This window comes from Kaistella carnis (assembly GCF_003860585.1).
GTDB classification, from domain to species: Bacteria; Bacteroidota; Bacteroidia; order Flavobacteriales; family Weeksellaceae; genus Kaistella; species Kaistella carnis.
In genome coordinates, this window is record NZ_CP034159.1 from 360,966 (window position 1) to 386,173 (window position 25,208).

The 25,208-nt window shown below is 36.2% G+C and carries 25 protein-coding genes; 14 read left to right on the top strand and 11 right to left on the bottom strand.

Going from position 1 to position 25,208, the window contains the following annotated elements; translation table 11 throughout:
- Window positions 1–2: 2 nt before the first annotated feature.
- Genes EIB73_RS14995 through EIB73_RS01580 form a run of 3 tightly spaced genes read left to right on the top strand, consistent with a single transcriptional unit; the run spans window position 3 to window position 2,713 of the window.
- Window positions 3–149: a hypothetical protein gene (locus EIB73_RS14995; protein ID WP_164467843.1), complete on the top strand. Its 147-nt coding sequence runs from the start codon at window positions 3–5 to the stop codon at window positions 147–149.
- The gene (locus EIB73_RS01575) at window positions 130–1,872 is read left to right on the top strand and encodes an APC family permease (protein WP_125021981.1); all 1,743 of its coding nucleotides are present in this window, start codon (window positions 130–132) and stop codon (window positions 1,870–1,872) included. The genes EIB73_RS14995 and EIB73_RS01575 overlap by 20 nt, the downstream gene beginning before the upstream one ends.
- A gap of 13 nt (window positions 1,873–1,885) precedes the next feature.
- Window positions 1,886–2,713, top strand: coding sequence for a mechanosensitive ion channel family protein (locus EIB73_RS01580; protein ID WP_125021983.1), 828 nt, complete (start codon window positions 1,886–1,888; stop codon window positions 2,711–2,713).
- Window positions 2,714–2,836: 123 nt separating this feature from the next.
- Here EIB73_RS01580 and EIB73_RS01585 read toward each other — a convergent pair whose 3' ends face one another.
- From EIB73_RS01585 to EIB73_RS01595, 3 genes are all read right to left on the bottom strand, one after another.
- Complete coding sequence (locus tag EIB73_RS01585) at window positions 2,837–4,279, bottom strand: aminoacyl-histidine dipeptidase (RefSeq protein WP_125021985.1); 1,443 nt, start codon at window positions 4,277–4,279, stop codon at window positions 2,837–2,839.
- A gap of 102 nt (window positions 4,280–4,381) precedes the next feature.
- Complete coding sequence (locus EIB73_RS01590) at window positions 4,382–4,879, bottom strand: hypothetical protein (RefSeq protein ID WP_125021987.1); 498 nt, start codon at window positions 4,877–4,879, stop codon at window positions 4,382–4,384.
- Window positions 4,880–4,907: 28 nt separating this feature from the next.
- Window positions 4,908–5,513, bottom strand: a complete 606-nt coding sequence (locus tag EIB73_RS01595) for an LURP-one-related/scramblase family protein (RefSeq protein ID WP_125021989.1) — start codon at window positions 5,511–5,513, stop codon at window positions 4,908–4,910.
- Window positions 5,514–5,585: 72 nt separating this feature from the next.
- Here EIB73_RS01595 and recR point away from each other — a divergent pair, with 72 nt between their 5' ends.
- Genes recR through EIB73_RS01610 form a run of 3 tightly spaced genes read left to right on the top strand, consistent with a single transcriptional unit; the run spans window position 5,586 to window position 7,887 of the window.
- Window positions 5,586–6,197 carry a recombination mediator RecR gene (gene recR / locus EIB73_RS01600; RefSeq protein ID WP_125021991.1) on the top strand — a complete coding sequence of 204 codons (612 nt, stop codon included), beginning with the start codon at window positions 5,586–5,588 and terminating at the stop codon, window positions 6,195–6,197.
- Between the two features lie 53 nt (window positions 6,198–6,250).
- On the top strand, window positions 6,251–7,057 hold the full coding sequence (locus EIB73_RS01605) for a glycosyltransferase family 2 protein (RefSeq protein ID WP_125021994.1): 807 nt from the start codon (window positions 6,251–6,253) through the stop codon (window positions 7,055–7,057).
- Window positions 7,054–7,887, top strand: coding sequence for a glycosyltransferase family 2 protein (locus EIB73_RS01610; RefSeq protein WP_125021996.1), 834 nt, complete (start codon window positions 7,054–7,056; stop codon window positions 7,885–7,887). Before EIB73_RS01605 ends, EIB73_RS01610 begins: the two co-directional genes overlap by 4 nt.
- A 53-nt stretch (window positions 7,888–7,940) precedes the next feature.
- Here EIB73_RS01610 and secG read toward each other — a convergent pair whose 3' ends face one another.
- The gene (secG, locus tag EIB73_RS01615; protein ID WP_125021998.1) at window positions 7,941–8,297 is read right to left on the bottom strand and encodes a preprotein translocase subunit SecG; all 357 of its coding nucleotides are present in this window, start codon (window positions 8,295–8,297) and stop codon (window positions 7,941–7,943) included.
- 253 nt (window positions 8,298–8,550) lie between these two features.
- Between secG and EIB73_RS01620 the strand changes: the two genes are divergently transcribed.
- On the top strand, window positions 8,551–10,878 hold the full coding sequence (locus tag EIB73_RS01620; protein ID WP_125022000.1) for an ATP-dependent helicase: 2,328 nt from the start codon (window positions 8,551–8,553) through the stop codon (window positions 10,876–10,878).
- Between the two features lie 87 nt (window positions 10,879–10,965).
- Here EIB73_RS01620 and EIB73_RS01625 read toward each other — a convergent pair whose 3' ends face one another.
- The 3 genes from EIB73_RS01625 to rlmH form a co-directional block, all read right to left on the bottom strand.
- Entirely contained in the window at window positions 10,966–11,349 is a 384-nt protein-coding gene (locus EIB73_RS01625) for a DUF3037 domain-containing protein (RefSeq protein ID WP_125022002.1), read from the bottom strand.
- Window positions 11,336–12,118 (bottom strand): HipA family kinase, encoded by a 783-nt coding sequence (locus tag EIB73_RS01630; protein ID WP_125022004.1) that lies wholly within the window; start codon window positions 12,116–12,118, stop codon window positions 11,336–11,338. Before EIB73_RS01630 ends, EIB73_RS01625 begins: the two co-directional genes overlap by 14 nt.
- 112 nt (window positions 12,119–12,230) lie before the next feature.
- Window positions 12,231–12,704, bottom strand: coding sequence for a 23S rRNA (pseudouridine(1915)-N(3))-methyltransferase RlmH (rlmH, locus tag EIB73_RS01635; protein WP_125022005.1), 474 nt, complete (start codon window positions 12,702–12,704; stop codon window positions 12,231–12,233).
- A 30-nt stretch (window positions 12,705–12,734) separates the two neighbouring features.
- Here rlmH and EIB73_RS01640 point away from each other — a divergent pair, with 30 nt between their 5' ends.
- Window positions 12,735–13,736: a YihY/virulence factor BrkB family protein gene (locus EIB73_RS01640; protein WP_125022007.1), complete on the top strand. Its 1,002-nt coding sequence runs from the start codon at window positions 12,735–12,737 to the stop codon at window positions 13,734–13,736.
- Window positions 13,737–13,752: 16 nt separating this feature from the next.
- Here the strand turns inward: EIB73_RS01640 and nhaA are convergent, their stop codons facing one another.
- The 3 genes from nhaA to EIB73_RS01655 all read right to left on the bottom strand — a co-directional run bounded on the left by nhaA (window position 13,753) and on the right by EIB73_RS01655 (window position 17,706).
- On the bottom strand, window positions 13,753–14,928 hold the full coding sequence (nhaA, locus tag EIB73_RS01645) for a Na+/H+ antiporter NhaA (RefSeq protein ID WP_125022009.1): 1,176 nt from the start codon (window positions 14,926–14,928) through the stop codon (window positions 13,753–13,755).
- Window positions 14,929–14,952: 24 nt separating this feature from the next.
- Window positions 14,953–17,157: a RelA/SpoT family protein gene (locus tag EIB73_RS01650; protein WP_125022011.1), complete on the bottom strand. Its 2,205-nt coding sequence runs from the start codon at window positions 17,155–17,157 to the stop codon at window positions 14,953–14,955.
- Window positions 17,158–17,268: 111 nt separating this feature from the next.
- Window positions 17,269–17,706, bottom strand: coding sequence for a hypothetical protein (locus tag EIB73_RS01655; RefSeq protein WP_125022013.1), 438 nt, complete (start codon window positions 17,704–17,706; stop codon window positions 17,269–17,271).
- Window positions 17,707–17,871: 165 nt separating this feature from the next.
- On the opposite strand from EIB73_RS01655, the gene dacB reads away from it, so the two are divergent.
- The 4 genes from dacB to EIB73_RS01675 all read left to right on the top strand — a co-directional run bounded on the left by dacB (window position 17,872) and on the right by EIB73_RS01675 (window position 21,485).
- Window positions 17,872–19,245 carry a D-alanyl-D-alanine carboxypeptidase/D-alanyl-D-alanine endopeptidase gene (dacB, locus tag EIB73_RS01660; RefSeq protein ID WP_125022015.1) on the top strand — a complete coding sequence of 458 codons (1,374 nt, stop codon included), beginning with the start codon at window positions 17,872–17,874 and terminating at the stop codon, window positions 19,243–19,245.
- A gap of 16 nt (window positions 19,246–19,261) precedes the next feature.
- Window positions 19,262–20,428 carry a sensor histidine kinase gene (locus tag EIB73_RS01665; RefSeq protein ID WP_125022017.1) on the top strand — a complete coding sequence of 389 codons (1,167 nt, stop codon included), beginning with the start codon at window positions 19,262–19,264 and terminating at the stop codon, window positions 20,426–20,428.
- Between the two features lie 118 nt (window positions 20,429–20,546).
- The gene (locus EIB73_RS01670; RefSeq protein WP_125022019.1) at window positions 20,547–21,242 is read left to right on the top strand and encodes a hypothetical protein; all 696 of its coding nucleotides are present in this window, start codon (window positions 20,547–20,549) and stop codon (window positions 21,240–21,242) included.
- Window positions 21,243–21,251: 9 nt separating this feature from the next.
- Window positions 21,252–21,485, top strand: a complete 234-nt coding sequence (locus EIB73_RS01675; protein ID WP_125022021.1) for a hypothetical protein — start codon at window positions 21,252–21,254, stop codon at window positions 21,483–21,485.
- A 66-nt stretch (window positions 21,486–21,551) separates the two neighbouring features.
- Here the strand turns inward: EIB73_RS01675 and EIB73_RS01680 are convergent, their stop codons facing one another.
- A complete protein-coding gene (locus EIB73_RS01680; protein WP_125022023.1) occupies window positions 21,552–23,162 on the bottom strand; it encodes a M1 family metallopeptidase in 1,611 nt (536 codons plus the stop codon).
- Between the two features lie 114 nt (window positions 23,163–23,276).
- On the opposite strand from EIB73_RS01680, the gene EIB73_RS01685 reads away from it, so the two are divergent.
- Both EIB73_RS01685 and EIB73_RS01690 read left to right on the top strand, forming a co-directional pair.
- Window positions 23,277–24,299 carry a glutaminyl-peptide cyclotransferase gene (locus EIB73_RS01685; protein WP_125022025.1) on the top strand — a complete coding sequence of 341 codons (1,023 nt, stop codon included), beginning with the start codon at window positions 23,277–23,279 and terminating at the stop codon, window positions 24,297–24,299.
- A 114-nt stretch (window positions 24,300–24,413) separates the two neighbouring features.
- Window positions 24,414–25,190 (top strand): hypothetical protein, encoded by a 777-nt coding sequence (locus EIB73_RS01690; RefSeq protein ID WP_125022028.1) that lies wholly within the window; start codon window positions 24,414–24,416, stop codon window positions 25,188–25,190.
- Window positions 25,191–25,208: the final 18 nt, after the last annotated feature.

Genomic DNA, 25,208 nt, shown 5'->3' on the forward strand with positions numbered 1-25,208 from the left:
ATATGAATAAACCTTCTATTACTTTTTTTACCGGCGTCAAGACGCAGATTGACCGACCCATTGGCAAAATTAATATTTTAAGTAACCGCCAAATCATGGATGAAAAAACAAAAATAAAGAATATGCGAAATGGAAAAGTCCGTCCATAAAAAGCTCAACGAGTTGCAGTCTACTGCAATTTCGGGCAACGATATTACGTCTTCCTGTTTATACGTTTCGGCACTCACAATTATGTATGCAGGCCAGTACGCCTGGATTTCACTTTTGGTGGTCGCCATGGTACTTTTTCTTTTCCGGAAAATTTATGGCGAAGTTGTAGGTGCGCTTCCGCTCAATGGCGGAGCGTATAATGTTTTGCTAAATACGTCCTCAAAAAGAGTCGCCTCATTGGCAGCTACATTAACGGTCTTGTCTTATATGGCAACAGCTGTACTTTCGGGGTCCGAAGCCATGCATTATTTAAATCAACTGATCCCAAGTCTGAATGTAATGATTGCCACTATTGTAGTATTAGGCATTTTTACGATGTTGACCATTGCAGGGATTGGAGAATCGGCGATTGTGGCTGTTATCATTTTTTTGGTTCATCTGGTTTCTTTATCTGTTTTAGTGATCGCCGGAATTTGGTTCATCGCAAACACAGGATTTGACACTTTGCATCTAAACTGGCCAACTCCCGTGAAATCGGGTGGTATTTTGACCGCACTATTTTTAGGGTTTTCCGCTGCCATGTTAGGAATTTCAGGTTTCGAAAGTTCCGCCAACTTTGTCGAAGAACAGGAACCTGGGGTTTTTGCAAAAACGCTTCGCAATATGTGGGCGGTAGTCAGTTTCTTTAATCCTTTAATTGCAATGATCATTATATTCGTCTTGCCTTTAGCATCCGTGGGCGAACATCAGGAATCATTATTGGCCTATGTTGGCGAAATAACCGGCGGTAAATGGTTGGCTTATTTAATTTCTGTAGATGCGGTTTTGGTCCTTTGCGGTGCTGTTCTGACTTCTTTTGTGGGAGTTTCAGGATTGGTAAACAGAATGACGCTTGACCGTATATTGCCCAACTACTTTCTGAAACAAAATAAAAGAGGTTCACATTACCGCATCGCTATCGCGTTTTTACTGCTTTGTGTATCGGTTTTAGTGGCAACCAATGGAGTTTTGACTTCGCTGGCGGGAGTTTATACTTTTTCTTTCCTTTCGGTAATGGCGCTTTTCGGAATTGGTAATTTGCTGTTAAAAGTAAAACGAAAAAAATTGCCGCGACCTGAGTACGCTCCGGTTTTTGCGGTTTTGGTGGCCATCAGTTTTATAATCATTGGTTTTTGGGGAAATTTAATATTGAATCCGAGTTCCTTTAAAACATTTATATATTATTTGATTCCTGCATTTATGGTGGTCTTATTTATGTTGAATAGATCCTCGATTATTTCAGCAATGCTCGTCGCCGTAGATTCTGTATTCCGACCTTTAAGAAAAATGTCCGTTATTTCTAACCGGAAATTAAGACAGATGTACCATAAAGTACATTCTCAGGAGTTTGTGTTCTTGACAAAAAGAGATGATGTTTCCATTTTAAATAAAGTTATGCAGTACGTTCAGGCGAATGAGACTACGAAGAAGTTGAAGATTGTAAACGTGATGAAACCTGGTGATGACAATGAAAAATTGAAAGTTGATATCGAAGTTTTAGACCGTGCGTATCCTGACATTGATATTGAATTTATTGAAATGGTGGGAGAATTTACGCCGCAATTAATTGAGGAGCTTTCTCAACAATGGAATATTCCCATGAATTTTATGTTTATTGCTTCACCAAGTGACCGTTTCAGTTATCGGGTGGCCGATTTGGGCGGAGTCCGTTTAATCATGTAAGAAAAATATCTTTATGAAAGAAAATGTAAAAGATATATTGAGCTATCAGCTTTTTAAAATTGGAGATGCCAGTATTAATTTAACCTCGATCATCTTTTTGGTGGTCTTTATCGTGGCGGTTTCTGCATTGTTAAGATTTGTAAGAAAACTCATTTACCGTTCCAATAAATTAGATGAATCAAAGAAATATACCTTTTTCTCTTTGACCAAATATATCACCTACGTGGTATCTTTTATTTTGGGGATGAATATGGTGGGAATTAATGTTTCTGTACTTTTAGGAGCTTCAGCGGCTTTATTGGTGGGTGTTGGTCTGGGACTTCAAAGCATCTTCAGCGATTTTGTTTCAGGTATTGTTTTGCTTCTGGATTCCTCTGTGAAAATTGGGGATATCATCGAATTTGATGGTTTGGTCTGTCAGGTAAAAGAAATTAATTTAAGAACGACTACGGTTTTAACCCGCGACGATAAATACATTATCGTACCCAATTCGATGCTGACAAAAAACAGTCTGAATAACTGGACGCACAGCCAGATGAACTCCCGCTTCGAAGTAAACATAAGGGTTTCTTACAACAGTGATGTGAAAAAAGTAATTGAAGTTTTGCAGCAAACAACAGAAAAAAATACAGGCGTGTCAGATCTTCCAAAACCTTTCGTCCGTTTGACAGAATATGCCGAATCAGCACTTATTTTTGATGTTTATTTCTGGACTCCAGATGTTTTTCGGGTCGAAAATTTAAAAAGTGACTTACGCATTCAATATTTTGAAGCCTTTCAACAAAATGGAATCGAAGTTCCGTTTCCTCAAAGAGTGGTACATGTTCGCGACCAAAACTAATGCTCATAGGTTCATTATATTTACCTTAGTTTACTCTTCAAAATAGAATTCAGATTTACTTGAAATTAAAAAAAGCAAAATACGACGCGCGTATTTTGCTTTTTTTATCTGTGATTTTAAGTCTTATTTCTTCGGAATATTCGCTAAAATTTCTTTTAAGAATCCCCAATATTTCTGAACTGAAGGAATACTTGCTTTCTCTTCCGGAGAGTGCGCACCTCTAATCGTCGGACCGAAACTCACCATTTCCATATTAGGATAATTCGCACCGATAATCCCACATTCTAAACCGGCGTGGCAAGCCACAACCTGTGGTTTTTCACCGAAATTCTTCTCGTAGATTTTTTCCATGACCTGTACAATTTCAGAACCTGGTTTAGGTTTCCAGCCCGGATAAGAACCGCTGAATTCAATCTTCATTCCTGCAAGTTCATAAACAGATTTCAATTGTTCAGCAACTGCAGCTTTAGAAGAATCAACCGAAGATCTGGAGAGATTTAATATCTGTAATTTTCCGTTTTTCAATTCCACTCTTGCGATGTTATTTGATGTTTCTACCAAATCTTTTACATCCGGCGACATTCTGTAAACTCCGTTGTGTGCAGCTTTTAAAGCTAAAATTATTTTCTTGGAATCTTCTTCAGAAATCGCTCTTTCCTCAGTTGAAAAAGTTTCTATATTGATGTGCAAATCCTTTTCAATAGAAGCAAACTCTTCCAGTAACTCAGCTTTTAAGGTATTGGCATGATCAATAAACTCTACCGAATTTCTTACGGATAAAACCACATTCCCTTCCCGCGGAATCGCATTTCGCAAACCGCCGCTGTCTATTGAGATCAACTGGATGTTTTGGTTCTCTATACCAGTGTACAAAAGGCGTCCTAAAAGTACATTTGAGTTTCCGAAACCTTTGTGAATATCCATTCCGGAATGTCCCCCCTGCAAACCTTTCACGATAATTTTTACAATCTGCCCTTTTGCATCTTCTAAGCCGTACTCCTGAGAAGCCGTAACATCAATTCCGCCTGCGCAACCGATATCGATTTCGTCATCTTCCTCCGTATCTAGGTTTAATAATATTTCGCCGTGCAGCTGTCCAGGTTTCAAACCAATTGCACCGGTCATTCCTGTTTCTTCATCTATCGTGAAAAGAGCTTCCAATGCGGGATGTGCAATATCATTACTCTCTAAAACGCTCATAATCGAAGCCACGCCTAATCCATTGTCCGCACCTAAAGTGGTTCCTTTTGCTTTTACCCAGTCGCCGTCAACCTCCATCTCAATTCCCTGCGTTTCAAAATCGAAATTTACATCACTGTTTTTCTGACAAACCATGTCAAGGTGAGATTGCATCACAATAGGTTTACGATCTTCCATACCTGCAGTTGCAGGTTTCTTAATGATCACATTTCCAACTTCATCAACGGTAGTTTCTAAGTTGAGTTTCTCCCCAAAGTTTTTTATAAATTCGATTACTTTTTCTTCCTTTTTTGAAGGACGCGGAACCGAATTCAAAGCTGCAAAATTCTTCCATATGATTTGCGGTTCAAGTTGTGATAATTCCATTGTATATCTGTTTAAATATTTAAAGTTTAGTAACCTCAAAAATACGAATAAAAAAACGCCTTTGAAATTTTCAAAAGCGCAAAATCTTAATTTTAAGACTATTTAACAGCCACATTCTCCGTAAATCGGCGTAACTGTTTTTTCTCCTTTTTTATTTTCGACCGTCATGGTTCCTTCAAACATCATCACTTCTTCCAGTTCTTTTATTTTTTTACCTTGAATGGTAACGGTAATGTCATCGTTTTTAATGACTTTGCCAAAGTTTTCCGGATCAAAATCACCTTCCTTCATTGGTATTTTAACATCTTTACCATCGATTTTCAAGAAAGCCGTATTTCCATAATCATCGATATAAATATATTTTTCATTCTCAAAATCCTCTTTTGTTTTCGCAAAGTAGCACGAACAACCACTAACTTCTGCCGGAAACTTAAATGTTTCCAGATTGATCTGGTTAAAATTCCCTACCGCCTGTACATTTGTAGAATCAATTTCTATAGACGCAGAGTCTGTATCAGCTCCAATAGATTCTGAAATTTTTCCTTCTTTCTGACACGAGAATAGCATCAGCAAAGAGGTAACAATCATTGCTTTTTTCATTCCTTATTTTATTTTAAAGTTTGTTTTTCTAACCGCGAGTTCTTTCGAGCAATACCATCATTAAAAATGACAAAACAACCAGGGATTCATCTTCATCATCAATATCTTTTAGGCGATCCAGTTGAAATCTTCTTCCGACCAAAGAGGGCATTTTCCTCAATTTGAAATATTCATTTCCCTTTGGATCTTTCACGGTGTAAGATGGATTTAGAAAATATCCGGTGAACATCCCAACTATTGGTATTTCGCTTACCATACCATCAAATATTTTCACCCAGGCGTTATCTTCGCTGATGAGGAATTTAAGTTCATCTTTTTCATCCAGGATTTCGTAGTGTGATTTCCAGAAAGACCGCATTCCTTTGCGGGCAAGTCGGCCATAACTTTTTTCATTTACCAAATCGTTTATGGCGTAGCTCGCATTAAAATCCAGCCACCGATCTGCTTTAATTCTAAAAAGTTCCTCAGATTTTGACTCATCATTAAAAACGATGACATCTTCTTTTAATTTAAACATTTTCTGACGCACATACGCCACATAATTTCCGTTTTTATCGGTGATATTAAAGTCGCTCGAGAGCGTTGTAATTTTAAATTTAAAATCAAGGGGATAGTTTAAATTTTTCAGGACCATTCTTATTTTTTTTTAAAGATAATAAAAACTCCGAAACTTGGAACTTCTGTGATTAAACTTTATTTTTGTGAAATGGATTATCCGAGCAAAGTTTTAGCGAAAGCAGTAGAGGAAATTTCCGGTTTACCCGGAATAGGAAAAAAGTCAGCTTTGCGTTTGGCTTTACATCTTCTGAAACAGCCTGCGAGTCAAGCGACTGCTTTGGGCGATTCTCTGAAGAAATTGGTGACCGATATTCAATACTGCAAAGAATGTCACAATTTCTCTGATTCTGAAATTTGTGAGATCTGTTCAAATCCCAAAAGATCTAATGAACTGCTTTGCGTTGTAGAAGATGTTCGCGATGTGATGGCCATCGAAAATACCGGAAAATTTCGCGGGAAATATCTCGTTCTGGGCGGTAAAATATCTCCCATGGAAGGAATTGGTCCAAACAAACTCAATATTTCCTCGATAGAAAAAAAGTTGGAAAACGGCATAACTACAGAGTTGATTTTCGCTTTGAGTGCCACAATGGAAGGAGATACGACCGCCTATTATATCTATAAAAAATTCAAAAATTCCTCCGTTCGGTTTTCTACGATCGCCCGTGGAATTTCGGTAGGTGATGAATTGGAATATGCCGACGAGATCTCTTTGGGAAGATCGATACAGAATAGATTGCCTTATAATGAACAAGATTAAAACTTATTGTTTATTTTAGCGATTGGTATTTTAATTTTAAAGAGTTATAACGTGTGATTTCTGTAATTATTCCAGTTTACAATTCCGAAAACAGTATTGAAAAAGCCTTAATTTCAATAAAAAATCAAACCTGGAAAGGAGATTTTGAAATTATTATGGTGAATGATGGATCTACAGATGAAAGCAGAAGTATCATTGAGAATTACATCAATAAAAATCCTGATCAAAATATTGCCTTAATAAACCAAGAGAATGGCGGTGTTTCTAAGGCCAGAAATGCAGCGATGAAAACTGCTACAGGTGATTACATTGCATTGTTAGATTCTGATGATGAATGGTATCCGAAGAAAACAGAAAGGCAAATTAGTGTTTTTGAAAGTGGTGATTTAGAGGTCGATTTTCTAGGTTCTCGCAGAAAAAATCATGAAATTCTTTATCCTTACAAAGCCGATAAAAACAAGCTTGCTCTCATCTCTTTCCGTAGATTAATGTTCAGAAATGAAACCCAACCATCTACTGTTATTTTTAAAAGAAAAATTCTGGAAAATACAGGTTATTTTGATGGAGAACAGAAATATGCTGAAGATTTAAACTACTGGTTAAAAATTTCAGAAAATAATAAAATGTATATTTTAGATGAAGAACTGGTTTTGGCTGGTGATGGGAAAAGGACTTTTGGTGTTGCTGGACTATCTGCAAATTTAAAAGAAATGGAAAAGGGTTTTCAGAAAAATCTTAGAGAGATGTTGCTTTCAAAAAGAATTACCGGCTTAGAATATTCTCTCTATTTTATTTTTTATAAATTAAAATATATGGTAAGGATAAGTCGTAATATATATTTAAAATTGCAGGGCAAATGAAATTATCAATTATTATTGTTAATTATAACGTAACGGAATTACTAAGAAACTGCCTCACTTCAATAGAAAAATTTGTGCAAGACATTAATTTTGAAGTTGTAGTCATTGATAATAACTCTCCTGATTCCTCCTGGAAAAATCTGATGACTGAATTTCCTAGAGTGCAGTTTATCGCTTCGGAGAAAAACGAAGGATTTGCGATTGCTAATAACAAAGCAGTGAACACAGCTCGGGGTGAATATGTGTTACTTTTGAATCCCGATACCGAATTCGAGGGTTTTTACATAAACGAGATTCTTGAATTTGCTGATAAAAATAAAGATTTTGGTTGTTTGGGAATTCATATGCACGATGCTGCCGGAAACTTTCTTCCGGAAAGTAAACGTTCAGTTCCTGATATGTTTAATTCCTTTGAAAAACTCTTCACCAACTTCAGGAAAAATAATTCTAAATCTTATTACAGAAATGATATTAGTGAATTTGAAATATCCGAAGTAGAAGTAGTTACTGGAGCTTTTCTTTTGATGAAAAAAGCGCTTTATATAGAAGTCGGAGGACTGGATGAAAATTATTTTATGTATGGAGAAGATATTGATTTATGTTTCACATTATTGAGGAGAGAATATAAAAATTGGTATTATGGAAAATATTCAATTCTTCACCACAAAGGAGAGAGCACAGTAAAAGATTTAAAATATCTGGAGAGATTCTACGGTGCGATGCAGATTTTTGTAGACAAGTACTATAAAGATCAGAAGCCGTTTCAGCACCGGATTATTTCGGCCGGATTGAAACTACGTCATAGGATGGAGAAAATAAAAATAAAATAAAGAGATACTCATTCGAATATCTCTTTATTTATTATATTTTTTAAACTTAATTTTTATTTTCCTGCCGGAGCTGGTTCAGACTGAGCTGGAAGCTTCGCTGCATTATTTGTTCCGGGAGCCGTTTGTGGAGCTGCACCTTCTTTTTTAACAGGAGCCTGCTGGAAACTTTGAGTTGGTTTTGCCGTTAAAATAACGCTCAACAAAATTAAAACAACAATCATAATCCCCAAAGACCATGTTGCTTTTTCCATGAAATCATTGGTACGCTGTACGCCAAACTGTGCGGAAGATGTTCCTCCAAAAGTACCGGAAAGACCGCCTCCTTTTGGGTTCTGCGCCATAACGATAATGATAAGTAAGATACTTAAAATCATGATGAGAATCATGAATAATGTAAATATTGTGCTCATTTTTTGTCCTGAAATTTAGTGTGCAAATATAAGTGTTTTTTTATAAATAATGCACAGTAGTGCGGAATAATCGTGTATTTTATTTTAAATGATAAGATAACAGAATACTTGAACTATTAATTTTTTAAAAATAGGTTAAGATTATTAAAACATATTACACCTTTTAAGGAAGTGTCATTTTTGTAAATTCAACTTTTCATACTTTTAAAAAGGCTATAAAAAACGTACCTTTGTCTGTCAAATTTTTATGAAAATGGAGTATTTAAAAGGATTGAATGAACCGCAATATGAAGCTGTAACTACCCTGGAAGGACCACTGATGGTTCTTGCCGGTGCCGGTTCCGGTAAAACTCGTGTGCTCACAATGCGTATCGCACATTTGATTATCAATTTGGTGGATCCTTTTAATATTCTGGCTTTGACCTTTACCAATAAAGCCGCCAAAGAAATGAAAGAGCGTATTGCAAAAGTCGTCGGACAAAGTGAAGCCCGATCTCTTTGGATGGGAACATTTCACTCCGTTTTTGCGCGAATTCTACGTTCTGAAGCGCATTATCTCGGGTATCCGTCCAATTTCACAATTTACGATTCTCAGGATTCTTTAAATGTCATTAGAAAGGTCATTAAAGAACTGAATATCGACGGGGATTTGTACAAACCCAAAAAAGTTCAGGCCCGAATTTCTTCCTATAAAAATAATCTGATCACGGTAAAAGCCTATTTCAATAATCCCGAACTGCTTGAAGCGGATGAGCGTGCCAATATGAAACATATCGGAGCGATTTATCAGAAATATGTGGATGTCTGTTTCCGAAACGGTGCTATGGATTTTGATGATTTGCTTTTAAGAACCAATGAATTATTAACGAGATTCCCGGAAGTTCTTGCAAAGTATCAGGATCGCTTCCGTTATATTTTGGTTGATGAGTATCAGGATACGAATCACTCACAGTATTTAATTGTAAAAGCCCTGGCTTCAAAATTTGAAAATATCTGTGTAGTAGGAGATGATGCGCAATCTATTTACTCTTTCCGGGGTGCAAATATTTACAATATTTTAAATTTCAAAAAAGATTATCCGGAGGCGGTGACGGTCTCTTTGGAACAGAATTATCGGTCTACTCAAAATATCGTGAATGCCGCAAATGTTGTCATTTCAAAAAACGTGCAACAGTTTAAGAAAAATGTCTTCAGTGATAATGAAGAAGGGGAGAAGATTAAAGTTTACCGCGCTTTATCTGATGCCGACGAAGCCAATTTTGTCGCGTCTAATATTTGGGAACAGCATAATTCATTACAGAGAAAATTTACGGATTTTGCCATTTTATACCGAACAAATTCTCAAACACGGGCCTTTGAGGATGCTTTAAGAAGAAAGAATATTCCTTATCGTGTCTTTGGTGGCTTATCCTTTTACCAAAGAAAGGAAGTAAAAGATCTTGTGGGTTATCTTCGTCTTTTAATTAATGAAAGTGATTCTGAAGCTTTATCAAGAATTATCAATTATCCGGCAAGAGGTATTGGAGAAACCACCCAAAATAAACTAATTGTTTTTGCGGACAGTCAAAATATTACAGTGAGTCAGGTTCTGGATAATCTGGGCTTTTATGCACCAAATTTGGGTTTAAATAACGGAATTCTAACGAAGCTTTCCGATTTTTGGTCCATGATCAAAGCTTTTCAGGTCATGCTAAAAACTGAAAATGCGTACAATGTAGCGATGGAAGTTGCGAAACGAACCGGCATGATTAAATTTCTGAAAGATGATCAGACCCCGGAAGGAATTTCACGGGTTGAAAACGTACAGGAATTGATGAACTCCATGCAAGGTTTTATAGAGGAACAGCAACAGCTGGATGATGGCGATCCGTCTTTGGCCAACTTCCTGGAGAATATTGCGCTTTCGGCTGATACGCAAACTGATAAAAATGATGATACCGATAAAGTTTCATTAATGACCATTCACCTTTCAAAAGGACTCGAATTTCCTGTAGTTCATGTTGTTGGTCTGGAAGAAAATTTATTCCCGAGCTTTATGAGTTCATCTACGCGGGAGGAATTAGAGGAAGAACGCCGTTTGTTCTATGTGGCTTTAACCCGCGCGGAAAAAGAAGCATATTTTACGTATGCTATTTCGCGTTTTCAGTGGGGGAAAATCACGGATGCAGAACCTTCTAGGTTTTTAAGTGAGGTCGATTCCCAATATTTAGAATTCATCAATCCGGCTACAGAAAGCCGTTTCGTAAATCACTCCGGTTTAAAATCAAATATATTTGATGATGAACCTGCTGAACCAAGATTCTTTAAAAAGAAAGATCCGAAGAAAACCATTCAAAGAGATGAGCCGCTTCCTATCCCGCAAAATTTAAAACCTGTTGCTACTGCGAGAATTATTAATCCAAGTGGAAATTCGTCTCAGGATATCGAAGTGGGAGATCGCGTGCGTCATGACCGTTTCGGCGTTGGAGAAGTCATATTCCTGGACGGAACTGATCCGCAGAACATCAAAGCGAAGGTGAAATTTCAGCATGAAGGTGAAAAGAATTTGATCCTGAAGTTTGCGAAACTGACCAAGATTTAAATTTCCGAAATATTTTAAAACAAACTAAAATATTAAGCTTCGATGATTATTCATCGAGGTATATTTATGACGGAAAATTTAAAATACTTATTTCACCAACTCATCAAACAACCGGTCAAAAGTTGCATCCAGATCTTTTGTTTTCCCAGGATGGGGTCGCGATGTTTGAATTACAGAACTTCGAACTGCCGTTAACCAACGAAACCGTTCCGGAATTTCCAGCACAGCAATCGGTCCGCCTTCTTTCTGGCCATTTGCTACATTTTTAAAATTCTCCAGATTTTGAGCGATATCTTCGTAATCGAGTTTGCTTTTCATAGACTGAAATTTTTCGTTACAAAGATGAAACTCAAAACGGATATATTTTTCCCTTTTCGAAAACATAATAAGTCCGATATTGAAGAATTCTTCTCTTTCGACCTTTGGAACAAGGCGAATCACCGCGTATTCGTAAATTTTATCCTCTTGCATTTTGAGCTTCTTTTACAAAGTTAACAGAATGATCGCGGCGTGTTTTCAGGAAATTGAAATACACCTCTTTAATTTGCTCCGGAGAATCGTCGGTATCGTTCCAGTTAAGCCATTCCAACGGAATCATTTCAACTATTTTTTTTAGAATTTCATCATTCAGAACGGTTTTTGCAAACTGATCTGCTTCGTGGAGCATTGTGGCTTGGGAAAGCAAAACGTGGTCTTTTATATAAGAAAATGGACTTAAAGCATGTTTATCAAAATTCATCCAGGAATGGTGGAAATATAAAGATGCACCATTGTCAATGAGCCACAATTCCTTCTTCCACATGAGAAGATTGGTGTTCTTAAAAGTACGGTCGATATTGGTAATATAACCATCTAACCAAACAATTTTTGAAGCCAAAAGTGGATCAACTTTAACAGAGGGATCGTACGCAATTGCACCGGATAAAAAGTGGAGTCCTAAATTAAGACCTTCAGAAAACTTCAGTAGATCCTGAATTTCTTCATCAGCTTCTGTTCTGCCGAAATCGACATCCAGATTAGCGAAAACCAACTCCGGAATTGGCAATTCTAAAACCTTTGCGATCAGTCCACCTAAAAGTTCTGAAATCAACATTTTCACACCGTGACCTGCGCCTCGAAATTTTAAAACATATTTAAAATCATCGTCGGCTTCTGCAAGCGCAGGCAAAGAACCGCCTTCTCTTAAGGGCAGAATATACCGCATGACCGTAACTGTTCGAAGTGATAAATCTTGATCCATATTGCAAAAATACATAAAAATTTAGGTGATAATTTGATAAGGTGTTGATTTGATAATTAATACTTTTAATTTGATCAAATATCAAATATCAAATATCAACCATCAAACAAATTTAATCATTGTGATAGGGTTTTCCCTGCAAGATTTGGTCTGAGCGATAAATCTGTTCAATAAAAAATAAACGAATCATTTGATGGGTAAAAGTCATTTTTGAAAGAGACATTTTTTCATTGGCTCTTTCATATATTTCATCTGAAAAACCATAAGCGCCCCCAATAATAAAAGAAACTCTTTTAACCGAACTGCTCATCCAGTTTTCAATTTTATGGGCAAATTCGCGGCTGGTAAACTGTTTTCCTTTTTCATCCATTAAAACAACAGTGTCAGAATTATCGATGTGATTCAGAAATAACTTTCCTTCCTCTTTTTTCAATAAATCTGGACTTAGGTTTTTAGCATTTTTAACATCCGGAATTTCGATGATTTCAAAATTCCAGTATTTAGGAAGTCGTTTTTGATAATAAGTAATAAGATTTGTAATTCCCTTATCATCGGTTTTGCCCATACAGACTAAATTAATTCGCATTTCTTATCTTTGTTTTGCAAATATAAATTAATGGGTATTAAAACTCCTCAATTCATCATCAAAATAAAAGATTTTCTGGATAAGATTCATATTCCTTTTTTAGGAATTTCTCTTTGGAAAATGTTTGAAGTTTATGGACAAGGCGTTTTCAAAATGCAGATTGGCCGCAGCGCAGCCAGCATTTCCTGGAGTTTTTTCCTAAGTCTTTTCCCTTTTGTTCTGTTCCTCTTATCGCTTCTTCCGTACCTGCCACATTACGATAAACTGCAGTTTTACATCTTCGAGGTGCTCATGTACAATATTTTCCCGTCTCATATACAAAAAGATGTTACCGGATATATTCAGACTTTTATTATTCCGAATATGAAGAATATCAGCACCATGACTATTGCTTTTGCCATGATTGTTGCCATCAACGGAACACACTCTTTAATTAACGGCTTTAATATTAATACGAATCTCCGACGCGGTGTTATAAAAGAATATCTGGTCGCCTTCGTCATTACGATTGCATTTATCTTCCTAATTATCGCTTCTTTATTGGGTATTTATTATAGTGAGGTGGTTTTGAAACTTTTTACCCCCGAAATTAATATTTCCTGGCTCGTCGATAATATGTCGAAGATCATTGGTTTTATTTCTTTTCCTATCTTCTATTTTATATTATTGGCGCTGTTCTATTGGGTTGGATGTTTAAAAATCACCACCTTTAAACAAGCCATTCCCGGGGCAATTCTGACCACAATTTTATTCGTTCTCGTCACTTACTTCTTTGCGATTTATGTGCGTAATTTTGCGCGGTATAATGTTCTTTACGGGTCCATTGGCACCATAATTCTGGTTATGGTTTGGGTTAATATTAATATCATTCTCATCCTGTTAGGAAATGAATTGAATATAGCCATCAAGAAAGTTCGCGTGGAGAAAATGATCGCCGATGAAATGACCGCAAGTAACTTAGAATTTGGGAACGAACATGATTCTTCTAATGATGACCGCAATGAAGATCATCACATTAAATATGAAGAATAAAGAAAAATATTATTGATTAATCTTCAGAATGTTCCCGTTTTTTTCCTATATATTTTAATAAAGAAAAACCAGCAAAACCTGATATTACAGACGCTATTAAAATGGCAAATTTCGCCTCATCCTGTATTTCCGGGTGACCTTTGAAGGACAGTAAAGCGATGAAGATGGACATGGTAAAACCAATTCCCGCCAAAAGACCGGCTCCCAACATTTGTGACCAAGAAACCTGATCGGGTAAGCTGCTTATTTTTAACTTAATAAAAATATAGGAAAACAAGTTGATCCCAATTACTTTCCCCAAGACCAGTCCGAAGATAATTCCATAACCAAAATTGCTGAACAGGTCATCGACCATTCCTTCTTTAAATAAAATATTGGTGTTTGCCAAAGCAAAAATTGGCATGATTAAAAAGTTGACCGGCAAATGTAATTTCTGCTCCATTTTTTCTAAAGGAGAAATCTCTGTAGTTGAGATATTAGTCGGAATAGTAAGTGCCAGCAATACGCCCGCAATTGTAGCGTGAATACCGGAATGATGCATGAAATACCAAAGGAAAATTCCCGGGATAATGTACCAGATATGTTTGGTGAATTTTAACAGGTTGAAAGTAACTAAAATAGCAACCATCAATGCGCTTAAACCTAAATAAACCCATTCAATTTGGTCGGTGTAAAAAATAGCGATGACGAGAATAGCTCCTAAATCATCAACAATTGCCAAAGCTGCTAAAAATATCTTTAGAGAAAGAGGCGCTCGTTTCCCCAACATGGAAATAATAGCTAACGAAAATGCAATATCTGTCGCCATGGGAATAGCCCAACCTCCTGCGTATTCTGAGCCGTGGTTAAAGAAGAAATAAATAAGGCCCGGGACGACCATTCCACCAACTGCCGCAACAATTGGGAGGGAGGCAGATTTAAAAGAGGAAAGTTCTCCTTCTACGATTTCACGTTTAATTTCCAGACCGACCAATAAAAAGAAAATAGCCATCAATCCATCATTAATCCAAATACTTACGGAGTAATTAAGATGAAAGAGTTCTGTTCCTATTTTAGTATCCAGTAAATTTTGGAAAGCCGCTCCGGCAGAAGAGTTCGCAACAAGAAGCGAAATCAAAACACAAACGATAAGGACGATTCCGGAAGACTGAGAACTGTTTAGAAATTTTTTAAAATAGTCGGTAATGAGCATAGTTTTTTTTTTAATAAGTAGAGGTTAAAGACGCTTAATGCGCGAAACACCATTAATATTTTTTAGTTGTTTAAAGGTTTCATCAAGCTGGGTACGATTTCTTACTTCCAGATTGATATTGCCGATAAATATTCCATTGTTTGATTCAATCGACATGCTTTTCATGTCCATATTCATATTATTACTGATAACTGCAGTGATATCGTTGATCATTCCCATACGGTCAAGACCTTCGATTTCAATTTTGATTCTGTTTTTGAAGCTTTCCTCATTCACCCATTTAGCAGGTAAAACGCGATAATCATATTGTGCTCTCAAATTGATGGCGTTCGGGCAGCCATCATTATGAACTTTTATACCGTCTGAAATGGTGATAAATCCAAAAATTCGGTCACCTGGAATCACGGTGCAGCATTTAGCATAAGTATAATTTAATTTTTCTTCATCTTTTCCAAAAACAATCATATCCAGATTCGTTTCCGGTGCTTCTGTAAATACGTCGTTTTTCAGGGGTGATTTGCGGAAACGCTGAAGAATATTTCCTAAGATTCCTTTTCCTTCCGTATATTTTTTAATGTCGCTGATGTCAAGCTGGCCGTTTTGAAATTTAAGAAATAGCTCCTGTGAAGTTTTTAAGCCGAAAAACTTTTGCATCTTATTAATTTCTTCGTCGTTGAAATTAAGTTTAGCATGTCGCATTTTTCGCTGTAGAATTTCTTTTCCTTCTTCTGCCAAATTATTTTTTTCAGAATTCAGAATTCCTTTAATTTTTGATTTCGCCTTGGAAGTAACAACGAAATCCAGCCAGTCGGTTTTTGGTTTTTGGTTTTGCGAAGAAAGAATATCGACCTGATCACCATTCTGTAGCACGTAAGAAATCGGAACCAGTTTCCCGTTAACTTTAGCCCCTAAACATTTCATACCCAGATCGGAATGCACAGAAAATGCAAAATCAAGCGCTGTAGAACCAATCGGCAGAATTTTTATTTCTCCTTTTGGCGTAAAAACGAAAACTTCTTTAGAGTAAAGATTAAGTTTAATATCATCTAAAAGTTCCGTTGTGGTCAAAGATTGCTGATTTTCCAACACTTCCCGAATCTCAGTTACCCAGTTTTCAAAGTTCTTTTCATCTGAGTTTTGCCTGAAACCTTCCTTGTATTTATAATGAGCAGCAACGCCTTTTTCGGCAATATCATCCATTCTCTCTGATCTGATCTGAACTTCGATCCATTTTTTATCTGGTCCTAAAATCGTGAGATGTAAACTTTCGTACCCTGTAGAACGTGGTTGCGAAATCCAGTCGCGCATCCTCTGCGGATTACTGTGATAAAGGTCAGTCACAATAGAATAAATCTTCCAGGCAAGAAATTTTTCGTTTTTGGCGTCGGATTTATAAATAATCCGGATGGCATAGTTATCAAAAACTTCATCGAAAGTCACGCCTTGTTTCAGCATCTTTCTGTAAATGGAAGAAATGGCTTTCGCCCGGCCTTTTATGGAAAAATTGAGACCTTCGTCTTCAAGTTGTTCCGAAACTTCTTTTTTAAATTCTTCAATATAGATTTCCCTGCTTTCTTTGGCCAGTTTCAATTTTTCTGAAATATCGAAATAGACTTCGGGATTATTAAATTTTAACGAAAGGTCTTCCAGCTCTGATTTTATGTTATATAATCCCAAACGATGGGCGAGTGGAGCGTAAATGTAAACCGTTTCCGAGGCGATTTTTTTCTGTTTTTCCGGTGTCATGCTGTCTAGCGTTCGCATGTTATGCAGCCGGTCTGCAATTTTTATTAAAATAACCCGGAAATCTTCAGATAAAGTTAGGAGGAGTTTACGGTAATTTTCAGATTGAATGGAAATGTTTTGATGGTTCATGACCGATATTTTGGTCAAACCATTAACAATATCTGCAATTTTTTTTCCAAAAATTTTATTTAAATCTTCGTAAGTGTAGTCAGAATCTTCAATTACATCATGTAACAGTGCACATGCGATGGAGGTTGCACCCAATCCAATTTCATTGGCAACAATTTTTGCCACTTCGATGGGGTGATAGATATAAGGTTCACCCGTTTTTCTACGCTGATCTTTGTGAGCATCAAGCGCTATATCAAAAGCTTTCCGGATGAGTTTGTTCTGTTCTTCATCCAGATTGCGATAGGTATTGGTAATTAAATCTTTATACCTCGCGAGAATCTCTTTATTTTCCTGTTCTAAATCGTAAACCATTTGCGTGAGCCAATTAAGACACGAAAATAAGAAAAAAACGGCGAATATTTTCCTAAAAAGAGAAATAATAAAGTGCGGATCTTTGTTTTGGTAACACCAGAGATTCGCGGTTTAGGATTTGCCAAACAGAACTTCAGAGTTAATTCCTGTTAATGACTCTCGGTGCTTCATATTTGGAGAGTTATAAATCTCTGATTTTGCGCGTAATGAAACAATTCTTTTTAAATAATGTAGGGATTTGGCATCCCGAAATTTTATGTTTTCAAAGTAATTTTGATGAATAGAATTGTTTTTCGTAAAAACCTCATTTACAATTTCAATTTGTTCGGGAGATTTTACTTTTACGCTGACCACCAAACTCTCATCTTCCAATTTTGTTTTGTCTTTAAAGAATGATTGCCAGATGGAAGTTTTTACTTCTTTGCTAATTTTTTCGTCGTGAAGATAAATTATGTAATCGGAGTCTTGAAAACCTTTACTTTCCAAGTCCTGCGCGATTGCTTTTGATTGACTTTGGTTTTTAAATAAACCGGTGATAATAGATGCCATAGGTTTGTATTTTAAAGTAGTTGTACAAAGTTTACTAAATTTTTGTGAAATAAGCAAGAGAAATGGCAACTACTTATCAGTTCTTTTAAATTGGGTGGTTTTACCGTTAAATTTTTTAACTTTTTAAAAATTATATTTCTTTATATTTGAAAACAAATTTTTTTTATGAAGAAGTTGATTCCCTTTATCCTATTGTTTTCTCAATTATATTTTGCTCAAAATGTGGCTCAAAGTTTAGAAACTGCCACTAAAAAGTTGCTGTCTTCAAGTCCTGCATATTCTTCAAACGTCTCGATTTATGTGGCAGATGAAAATGGAAATTTTGTCTATGAAAATAATGGAAACAAAGGATTGTCTACGGCTTCAACTCAGAAGATTTTTACCGCCGCTGCGGCTTTGGAAACTTTAGGAAAAGACTTTCAATACGTAACAACTGTGAATTTTTCCGGAACACTGTCCGGCGGGAATTTAAACGGTGATTTGTTCATTACTTCCACGGGTGATCCTACTTTGGGGAGTTGGAGATATGAAGGTTATAAGCCGGAAAATTTCAAGCAGAAACTTATTAAATCTTTAAAGGACAGAGGAATTTCTTCAATATCGGGGGATTTAATTATTGACGATTTATATTTTGATTTTCAAACCGTTCCCGGTGGATGGCCGTGGAATGACCTTGGAAACTATTACGGAGCTGGAGTTTGGGGAGTAAATTGGCGAGAGAACCAATTCGATTTGCAGATGGCAAATGGAGATATTAAAAAATCGAATATCGATTTGCCAAATGTGAAATGGGTAAATGAAGTGAGAACCGGCGGAAGTTCTGATCAGAGTCTCATCTTTACCGCACCGCATTCCGATGTGGCGCTTATTAATGGTACTTTGCCTTCAAAAGCAGTAACGGTTTCGGGAGCCACACCTAATCCACCATTAACTTTGGGAGAAGAAATAAAGATATGGCTGAAAGAAGCAGGAATAGAATTCAAGGGGAAAATCACGGCTACTTCTCAGCAGAAAATTGAAGGACAAAAGATCACCTTTTCTCCGAAAAACAATCTCCTTATGGAATATAAATCCCCAACTTTAGATAAGATTGTGTTTTGGTTTATGCGAAAAAGTGTGAATTTATATGGCGAGACTTTAATTAAAACTTTAGGCAAGGAAAAGAAAAATGAAGGGAGTTTTGAAGCAGGAATTTCTTATCTAAAAGAATTCTGGAAGTCCAGAGGAATCAACGCTGCGATGATTAATTTTGCAGATGGAAGCGGATTGTCTCCGCAGAATTATGTCGCCGCCAGAGCCGAAGTTCAATCGCTGTTGTGGAGCCAAAAACAGCCTTGGTTCAAAGAGTTTTTTGAGGGTTTTCCTACCCAGGCAAACGGCATGAAAATGAAGAGTGGCACCATGAAAGACACAAAATCTTTCGCGGGATATCATACGGCAAAAAATGGTAAAAAATATGTTTTTGCGATTATCATCAATAATTATCAGGGGGGAAATATCAGCAATGCTTTATTCGAAGTGTTGAACGAATTAAAATAATTCCGGATTAAACTGTATGAAAAGAAGAAGCGTTTTCTCCAAACTCAATAACTGGATCATTTATTTTTTGCTTACTGCAGCAGTGGCCGGCGTTGTGATAGCCTCGATTGTTTTAATTGATTATTTGCGTAAAGAGGAGATCAAAAGGATTGAACTTTTCGCAACGGCCATGAAATATCAACAGGAAGAAGTGATTAACGATCCTATGACCTGGGATTTAATCCTCCAGATCAACAATACCAATAATACCATTCCGGTTATCGTTACAGACAAAAACAAAAAACCGCTGGGGTACGATTTTCAACGAAATATTCCCGAACATATTCAGAATGATCCAAAAAAAATGCAGGCGCTTCTGAGAAAAATGGAAAATTCTTATAAGCCTATTGAGTTACAAATGCCCGATGACAATAACCAGTATGTTTATTATACCAACTCCAATTTACTTAATAATTTGCGGTATTCGCCCTATATTTTAGGATTGCTGATTCTGGCGTATATTTCCTTTTCATTCTGGTTTCTGCGGACCATTAAAAAGACAGATGAAGGTTATGTTTGGGCCGGGCTGGCAAAAGAAACCGCCCACCAGATCGGAACTCCTTTATCATCAATGATCGGCTGGATCGAAATTCTGCGGATGGAAAATGAAAACAGTGAAGGCGTAAAGGAAATTGAAAATGACATTAACCGCCTCAAAACGATTTCTGAACGTTTTTCGAAAATAGGCTCTGTTCCCGAACTCAATGATTTAAATATCAATGAAACGGTGCAGCAAAATTATGATTACCTTAAATCAAGAATTTCTAAAAAGGTAAAATTTATGTTGGTTTTACCGAAAGAGCAGGTTTTGATTCCGCACAGTAGAATTCTTTTAAGTTGGGTTATTGAAAATATTGTTAAAAATGCTGTAGACGCGATGAAAGGTGAAGGCAGACTTGAAATAGAACTCTACGAAAAGAATAAAAATATTATTATCGATATTAAAGATTCGGGTTCCGGTATGACGAATTATCAAGCACGAAATGCTTTCAAAGCTGGATATTCTACCAAGAAAAGAGGTTGGGGATTAGGTTTGTCTTTGGCGAAACGCGTGATAAAGGAATATCATAAAGGCGATATTAAGATTGCACTTACAGAAGTCGGCGCGGGAACTACTTTTCGTATCTCGATGAGAAGTTCTTAAGATTAGCAGTATTTGATGAGAGTGCTTTGGTTTTTGGGTGAAAATACGGGTTAGTATTTTTAATTATTCTTGATTTTATTGCATAATTTAGTCTTCAATAACTAATAACCAATTGATCATGAAGAATTTAGTCTTTCTTTTTTTGCTCAGCACTTCTTTTACCAACGCCCAAATTTTTGATATTTTAAAAGATAAAGTAAAAGATCAAGCCACACATCTGATAGGTGACAAAGCAATCGGAGCCATAACGACAGAAGCAATTACCACCAATTTTAAAGATTGCAATAAAGTCGACATTAAAAGTCCTGACTTCGGGAAGAATGAAAATTATACCAAGCTTTGTAATGTTGCCTTTTCTCCCTCGGAAGGTTATCTTTTAAAACCTGGCTTTTATACCATTGAACTTAAAAGTTTTTGTTTACACGCGGGAACGTACGCGCCCAGTAAAGGAGATGGCTATTTGTATGCACCGCTGAAAGGTCAGAAAAAAGACCTTGTTGCTTCTTTAATCAAAAACTGGTATCAAAATCAGGATATTCCTCAGGAAAAAGTACAGGCCTTGGTTTGGGGCATTATCGCAAAATCAAGCTTTAAAAATATGAGTCCGGATCTACAGTTAGCTGCCACCAGACTTTTAAGTAAAAGTGAGTTGCTTAGCTTATCAAAAATGGGTTTAGATTTTGTTCCTGCAAGCGTAATGTATAAAGCCAAAAGTAACTTACCACAATCGGTTCAAATGGTTCTGGAGGCAGAAAATAAGATCAGAAGTTTTTTCAGTTCTTCTTCTTCTTCTTCAAGTTATTCAGAGTTTTAAAAATTAGCCTTGTTAACCGGCGTAAATCCTATAACTTCTGAAATTTCTTACGGAACTTGGGGTCTACATCCAAAGGGATATTGGACTTCATACCAACCGCACGGTTACCGACAGATGACCGTGAGAATATATGTTCCAAATACCATGACCTCTGTATCTTATATCCCGTCTGATGATGTCGCAGTCCCTGCAAATACGGGAAGTCAGAGATTAAAGGTTTCAGATGTTCTGAATTGTAACTAGAAATCTACTCAAAAAGCCACTTCAATTAAAGTGGCTTTTAAATAGCAAATAAAGCGGATCTACAACTTATTTTTCAGAATAAAAGATATAATAATTTGCATCAAACTGAACGGGTTGTTCGGAAGAAAGAGTAGCAGTTTGCCACTTTTCTGTCGGACTAATTTCCTGATTTCCATTAATTCTGATTGGTAGTTTTAAGTTTTTTACACCATTGGCATATCGATATTTAAAAATTTTTCCTGTTTGAGAATATTCTAAAGTCGGGATTTGAATGGTTCTTAAGTATTGATCAAAAACAGTGGAAAAATCAATTCCAGATTTTTCGCTGATATAATTCTCAATTTGTTTTGTGGTAACGGTTTTGTGATAAAATTCTTTGTTCAAACCCCTTAGGATCTGTCGAAATTTTTCATCATTATTGATAATCTGGCGGATGGTATGAATCATGTTTGCGCCTTTATAATACATGTCACCGCTTCCTTCGTTTCTCACACCATATTTACCAATAATCGGACTTTTATTTTCAATGTTGTTTCTGATACCAATAACGTATTTTTCAGCTGAATTTTTATCCATGTAATTCTCGGTGAACAATGTTTCGGAATAATTGGTAAAACTTTCATGAATCCACATATCAGCTTGATCCTTCGCGGTAACATTATTGGCAAACCATTCATGACCACTTTCATGGATAATGATGAAATCCCAGTTCAGGCCGACACCTGTTCCGGAAAGATCCCGACCTAAATACCCGTTTTCGAAATTGTTACCGTAAGCCACTGAGCTTTGGTGTTCCATGCCGAGATAAGGACTTTCAACAAGTTTATAAGAATCTTCATAAAAAGGATAAGGCCCAAACCAATATTCAAAAGCTTTGATCATCGGTTTAACTTGCTGAAATTGCTTTTTAGCTTTCTCTAAATTGTAATCTAAAACCCAGTAATCTAAATCCAAGGGTCCTTTTTCACCCTCATATGTTTCTTTAAAATTGACATATTTCCCCACATTAGGAACAATAGAGTAGGCATTAATGGGGTTTTTAACTTCCCAAGTATAGATTTTTTTGTCGTTAATAAAAGCCTCATCGATCAATCGACCGTTTGCGATACCTACTAAATCTTTTGGCGTAATAATTTTCATGATCATTCCATTATCGGGTTCATCACTCCAAATATCTTTAATTGGCAACCAAACCGAGGCGCCAATTCCTTCTTGTGCGACAGACATCCAGGGATTCCCGTTTTTATCTTTCTTGAAAACCCATCCACCATCCCACGGTGCATTCTTAGCAATGATAGGTGTTCCGGAAAACTGAACCGTAAAATGATGAATTTCGCCTTTTTTGTAGGTCCTGTTTGTTTCAATAAAGATGAAATCGCCGTCGCGTTTTGAAGAACACAGTTTTTCGTCAGAATCGACGATATGGTAAGTCATGGGTTGCTGCAAATCAATTTGAAAAACTGGATTTGTGACGTTCTTTGTAATTTCAAAGGTGATTTTATTACTCCCGGAAACCGATTGATCTTCAAACTTTGCCTCCACTGAAATTTCATATTTTTTTACATCCCAAAAATTCCTATAGTTTGTATTGGCTCCTTTCAGGGTGTCGGCTTTTGTAAAAACCTGGGCAGAGTAAAATCCTGAAATTAACAGGAAGGCAGCTATTGTTTTTTTCATATTATATAGAATAAGAGAAACAAATATAATTATTATTTACCTCACATTTTTTCTCTTTAAAATTCCACTCGTGAGGTATTATTAAAATTCAGTATTTTTGACAAAATTTATTGAATGAAACTCAGAATTATTTCCACGCTTTTTTGCTTTGTTTTACTTATTTCATGTAATAAAGACAAAGAAATTCTTAATACCTTAAATGACTACAATCTTTCTATGGAAAGTAAAGGGTATCATTTCGGCGATGCCTTAGAACTTCCGAAAGAAGTGATGGACAATGCAGAAAGTATCACCATTAGTTTTGGCGACAAAGAGACTTCCAAGTTAGTTGTTGATCCCCAGTTTTTCACGTTGGGAGATAATGCAGTTACTTTTAATATCAAGAAAAAAGGCGGCGAAATTTTAACGCAGGATGCGACCATTAATGTATTTGCAAAAAATCCAGAAGCCAATTTAACTTATGAAATTATAAAAGAGTACCCACATGATCCCAAAAATTTCGTGCAAGGATTTCAAATTGAAGGGAATATGATTTATGAATCTGAAGGTCAGATCGGCCAGTCCCGAATTATGAAATATCAATTGGGAACCACAACTCCGGTTGCAGAAACGCCACAGGGAGGAGATATTTTTTCTGAGGGTTGCGCCATAGTTGGTGATAAAATTTATCAGTTAACCTGGCAAAATAAGATCGGTTTTGTTTATGATAAAAGCACTTTGAAACTTCTTAGACAGTTTGATTACCCGAACGTAATGGGTGAAGGCTGGGGTTTAACTTATGATGGTAAAAATTTGATCGCATCTGATGGAACAAAGAACATTTATTTCTTAGATCCGAACAATCCTTCGAAAATGGTGCGTTATATTTCGGTTGCAGGAAATACAGAAGCTTATGATCAATTGAACGAACTGGAATATCACAACGGATTTATTTATGCCAATGTGTGGCAGAAACCAATTATCTTAAAAATTAATCCTGCTAATGGTGAAGTAGTTGGCAAATTTGATTTTACCGAAATTGCAAAACTACATACCACTGATAACGATGATGTTTTAAACGGAATTGCCTTTAAAGGAGAAAATATGCTCATCACCGGGAAGTTATGGCCAAAAATTTACGAAGTGGCTATAAAATAATTTTAAGTTAAAAGGGTGGGGAGAAATATTGTTTCGTACTAAAAATGGAGTATTTTTAGAAATAGTATTAATTTTTATATAGCCGAGCCGGTCATTTGAAAAATATGTAAGTCATTGAAAAATTTATTTAATATTTTAGTCTTATTCATTTTCTGTACGGCTTCTGCGCAGAAGGTTCTCCCATTTGATACCTTAAAGTTAGGAACGGCTAATGATTTGTTTGCAGACGATTACGGTAACATTTACCTGCAGCAAAAGAAGGATTTCAGTTTTGCGAAATATGATTCACTTGGTCATCAAAAAGCCAAGTTGATGCTCCCTTTGCCGTTTAAGATTCAGAATGTTCAAAATCCTTTAAATGTTCCGTCATTTTCTCAAAATGCGCAAGAGCTTCGGTTTTTTGATCAAAATCTAAATGAAATACAAACCATAAATTTTCGCCAGAAGTTTGGATTTATTAAGGCCGCGTATGTAGAAGATTTACAGCAAGCCTGGTTGTTGGATGAAAGTACGAAAAATCTAATTCAATATAATTTTCGGGATGATAAAATAGTAAATTCTTTCCCTTTTAGAGTAGATGTTGATCAGCTCCTGGATCTTTTGGTATATGAAAAAAACGTCTACTTACTCTACAGAAATCAGCTGCTCATCTATAATTTAAATGCGGAAAAAAAGGTCGATCTTATTCTTGAAAATGTGCGAAAGCTTCGTCGTGAGAACGGTATTGTTATGGTTATTTCCTTAAATCAAATTCAGAAAATTTCAGAAAATAAATTAGAAACAATATTTAAGGAAGATAATTCCCAAATTGTGGATAAAAACTCGGCTGCTTATTTTGTTATCAAAGACAACAAACTTTATCTTTACCCCATTCAAAAAAAGATTGATTAAAGGCGGACAAGTTCCTTT

What these genes read in the sequence shown, in the direction of transcription:
- EIB73_RS14995 (WP_164467843.1), top strand. Translation starts at nt 3, where the DNA reads ATGAATAAACCTTCTATTACTTTTTTTACCGGCGTCAAGACGCAGATT.
- EIB73_RS01575 (WP_125021981.1), top strand. Translation starts at nt 130, where the DNA reads ATGGAAAAGTCCGTCCATAAAAAGCTCAACGAGTTGCAGTCTACTGCA.
- EIB73_RS01580 (WP_125021983.1), top strand. Translation starts at nt 1,886, where the DNA reads ATGAAAGAAAATGTAAAAGATATATTGAGCTATCAGCTTTTTAAAATT.
- EIB73_RS01585 (WP_125021985.1), bottom strand. Translation starts at nt 4,279, where the DNA reads ATGGAATTATCACAACTTGAACCGCAAATCATATGGAAGAATTTTGCA.
- EIB73_RS01590 (WP_125021987.1), bottom strand. Translation starts at nt 4,879, where the DNA reads ATGAAAAAAGCAATGATTGTTACCTCTTTGCTGATGCTATTCTCGTGT.
- EIB73_RS01595 (WP_125021989.1), bottom strand. Translation starts at nt 5,513, where the DNA reads ATGGTCCTGAAAAATTTAAACTATCCCCTTGATTTTAAATTTAAAATT.
- recR (WP_125021991.1), top strand. Translation starts at nt 5,586, where the DNA reads ATGGATTATCCGAGCAAAGTTTTAGCGAAAGCAGTAGAGGAAATTTCC.
- EIB73_RS01610 (WP_125021996.1), top strand. Translation starts at nt 7,054, where the DNA reads ATGAAATTATCAATTATTATTGTTAATTATAACGTAACGGAATTACTA.
- secG (WP_125021998.1), bottom strand. Translation starts at nt 8,297, where the DNA reads ATGAGCACAATATTTACATTATTCATGATTCTCATCATGATTTTAAGT.
- EIB73_RS01620 (WP_125022000.1), top strand. Translation starts at nt 8,551, where the DNA reads ATGGAGTATTTAAAAGGATTGAATGAACCGCAATATGAAGCTGTAACT.
- EIB73_RS01625 (WP_125022002.1), bottom strand. Translation starts at nt 11,349, where the DNA reads ATGCAAGAGGATAAAATTTACGAATACGCGGTGATTCGCCTTGTTCCA.
- EIB73_RS01630 (WP_125022004.1), bottom strand. Translation starts at nt 12,118, where the DNA reads ATGGATCAAGATTTATCACTTCGAACAGTTACGGTCATGCGGTATATT.
- rlmH (WP_125022005.1), bottom strand. Translation starts at nt 12,704, where the DNA reads ATGCGAATTAATTTAGTCTGTATGGGCAAAACCGATGATAAGGGAATT.
- EIB73_RS01640 (WP_125022007.1), top strand. Translation starts at nt 12,735, where the DNA reads ATGGGTATTAAAACTCCTCAATTCATCATCAAAATAAAAGATTTTCTG.
- nhaA (WP_125022009.1), bottom strand. Translation starts at nt 14,928, where the DNA reads ATGCTCATTACCGACTATTTTAAAAAATTTCTAAACAGTTCTCAGTCT.
- EIB73_RS01650 (WP_125022011.1), bottom strand. Translation starts at nt 17,157, where the DNA reads ATGGTTTACGATTTAGAACAGGAAAATAAAGAGATTCTCGCGAGGTAT.
- EIB73_RS01655 (WP_125022013.1), bottom strand. Translation starts at nt 17,706, where the DNA reads ATGGCATCTATTATCACCGGTTTATTTAAAAACCAAAGTCAATCAAAA.
- dacB (WP_125022015.1), top strand. Translation starts at nt 17,872, where the DNA reads ATGAAGAAGTTGATTCCCTTTATCCTATTGTTTTCTCAATTATATTTT.
- EIB73_RS01665 (WP_125022017.1), top strand. Translation starts at nt 19,262, where the DNA reads ATGAAAAGAAGAAGCGTTTTCTCCAAACTCAATAACTGGATCATTTAT.
- EIB73_RS01670 (WP_125022019.1), top strand. Translation starts at nt 20,547, where the DNA reads ATGAAGAATTTAGTCTTTCTTTTTTTGCTCAGCACTTCTTTTACCAAC.
- EIB73_RS01680 (WP_125022023.1), bottom strand. Translation starts at nt 23,162, where the DNA reads ATGAAAAAAACAATAGCTGCCTTCCTGTTAATTTCAGGATTTTACTCT.
- EIB73_RS01685 (WP_125022025.1), top strand. Translation starts at nt 23,277, where the DNA reads ATGAAACTCAGAATTATTTCCACGCTTTTTTGCTTTGTTTTACTTATT.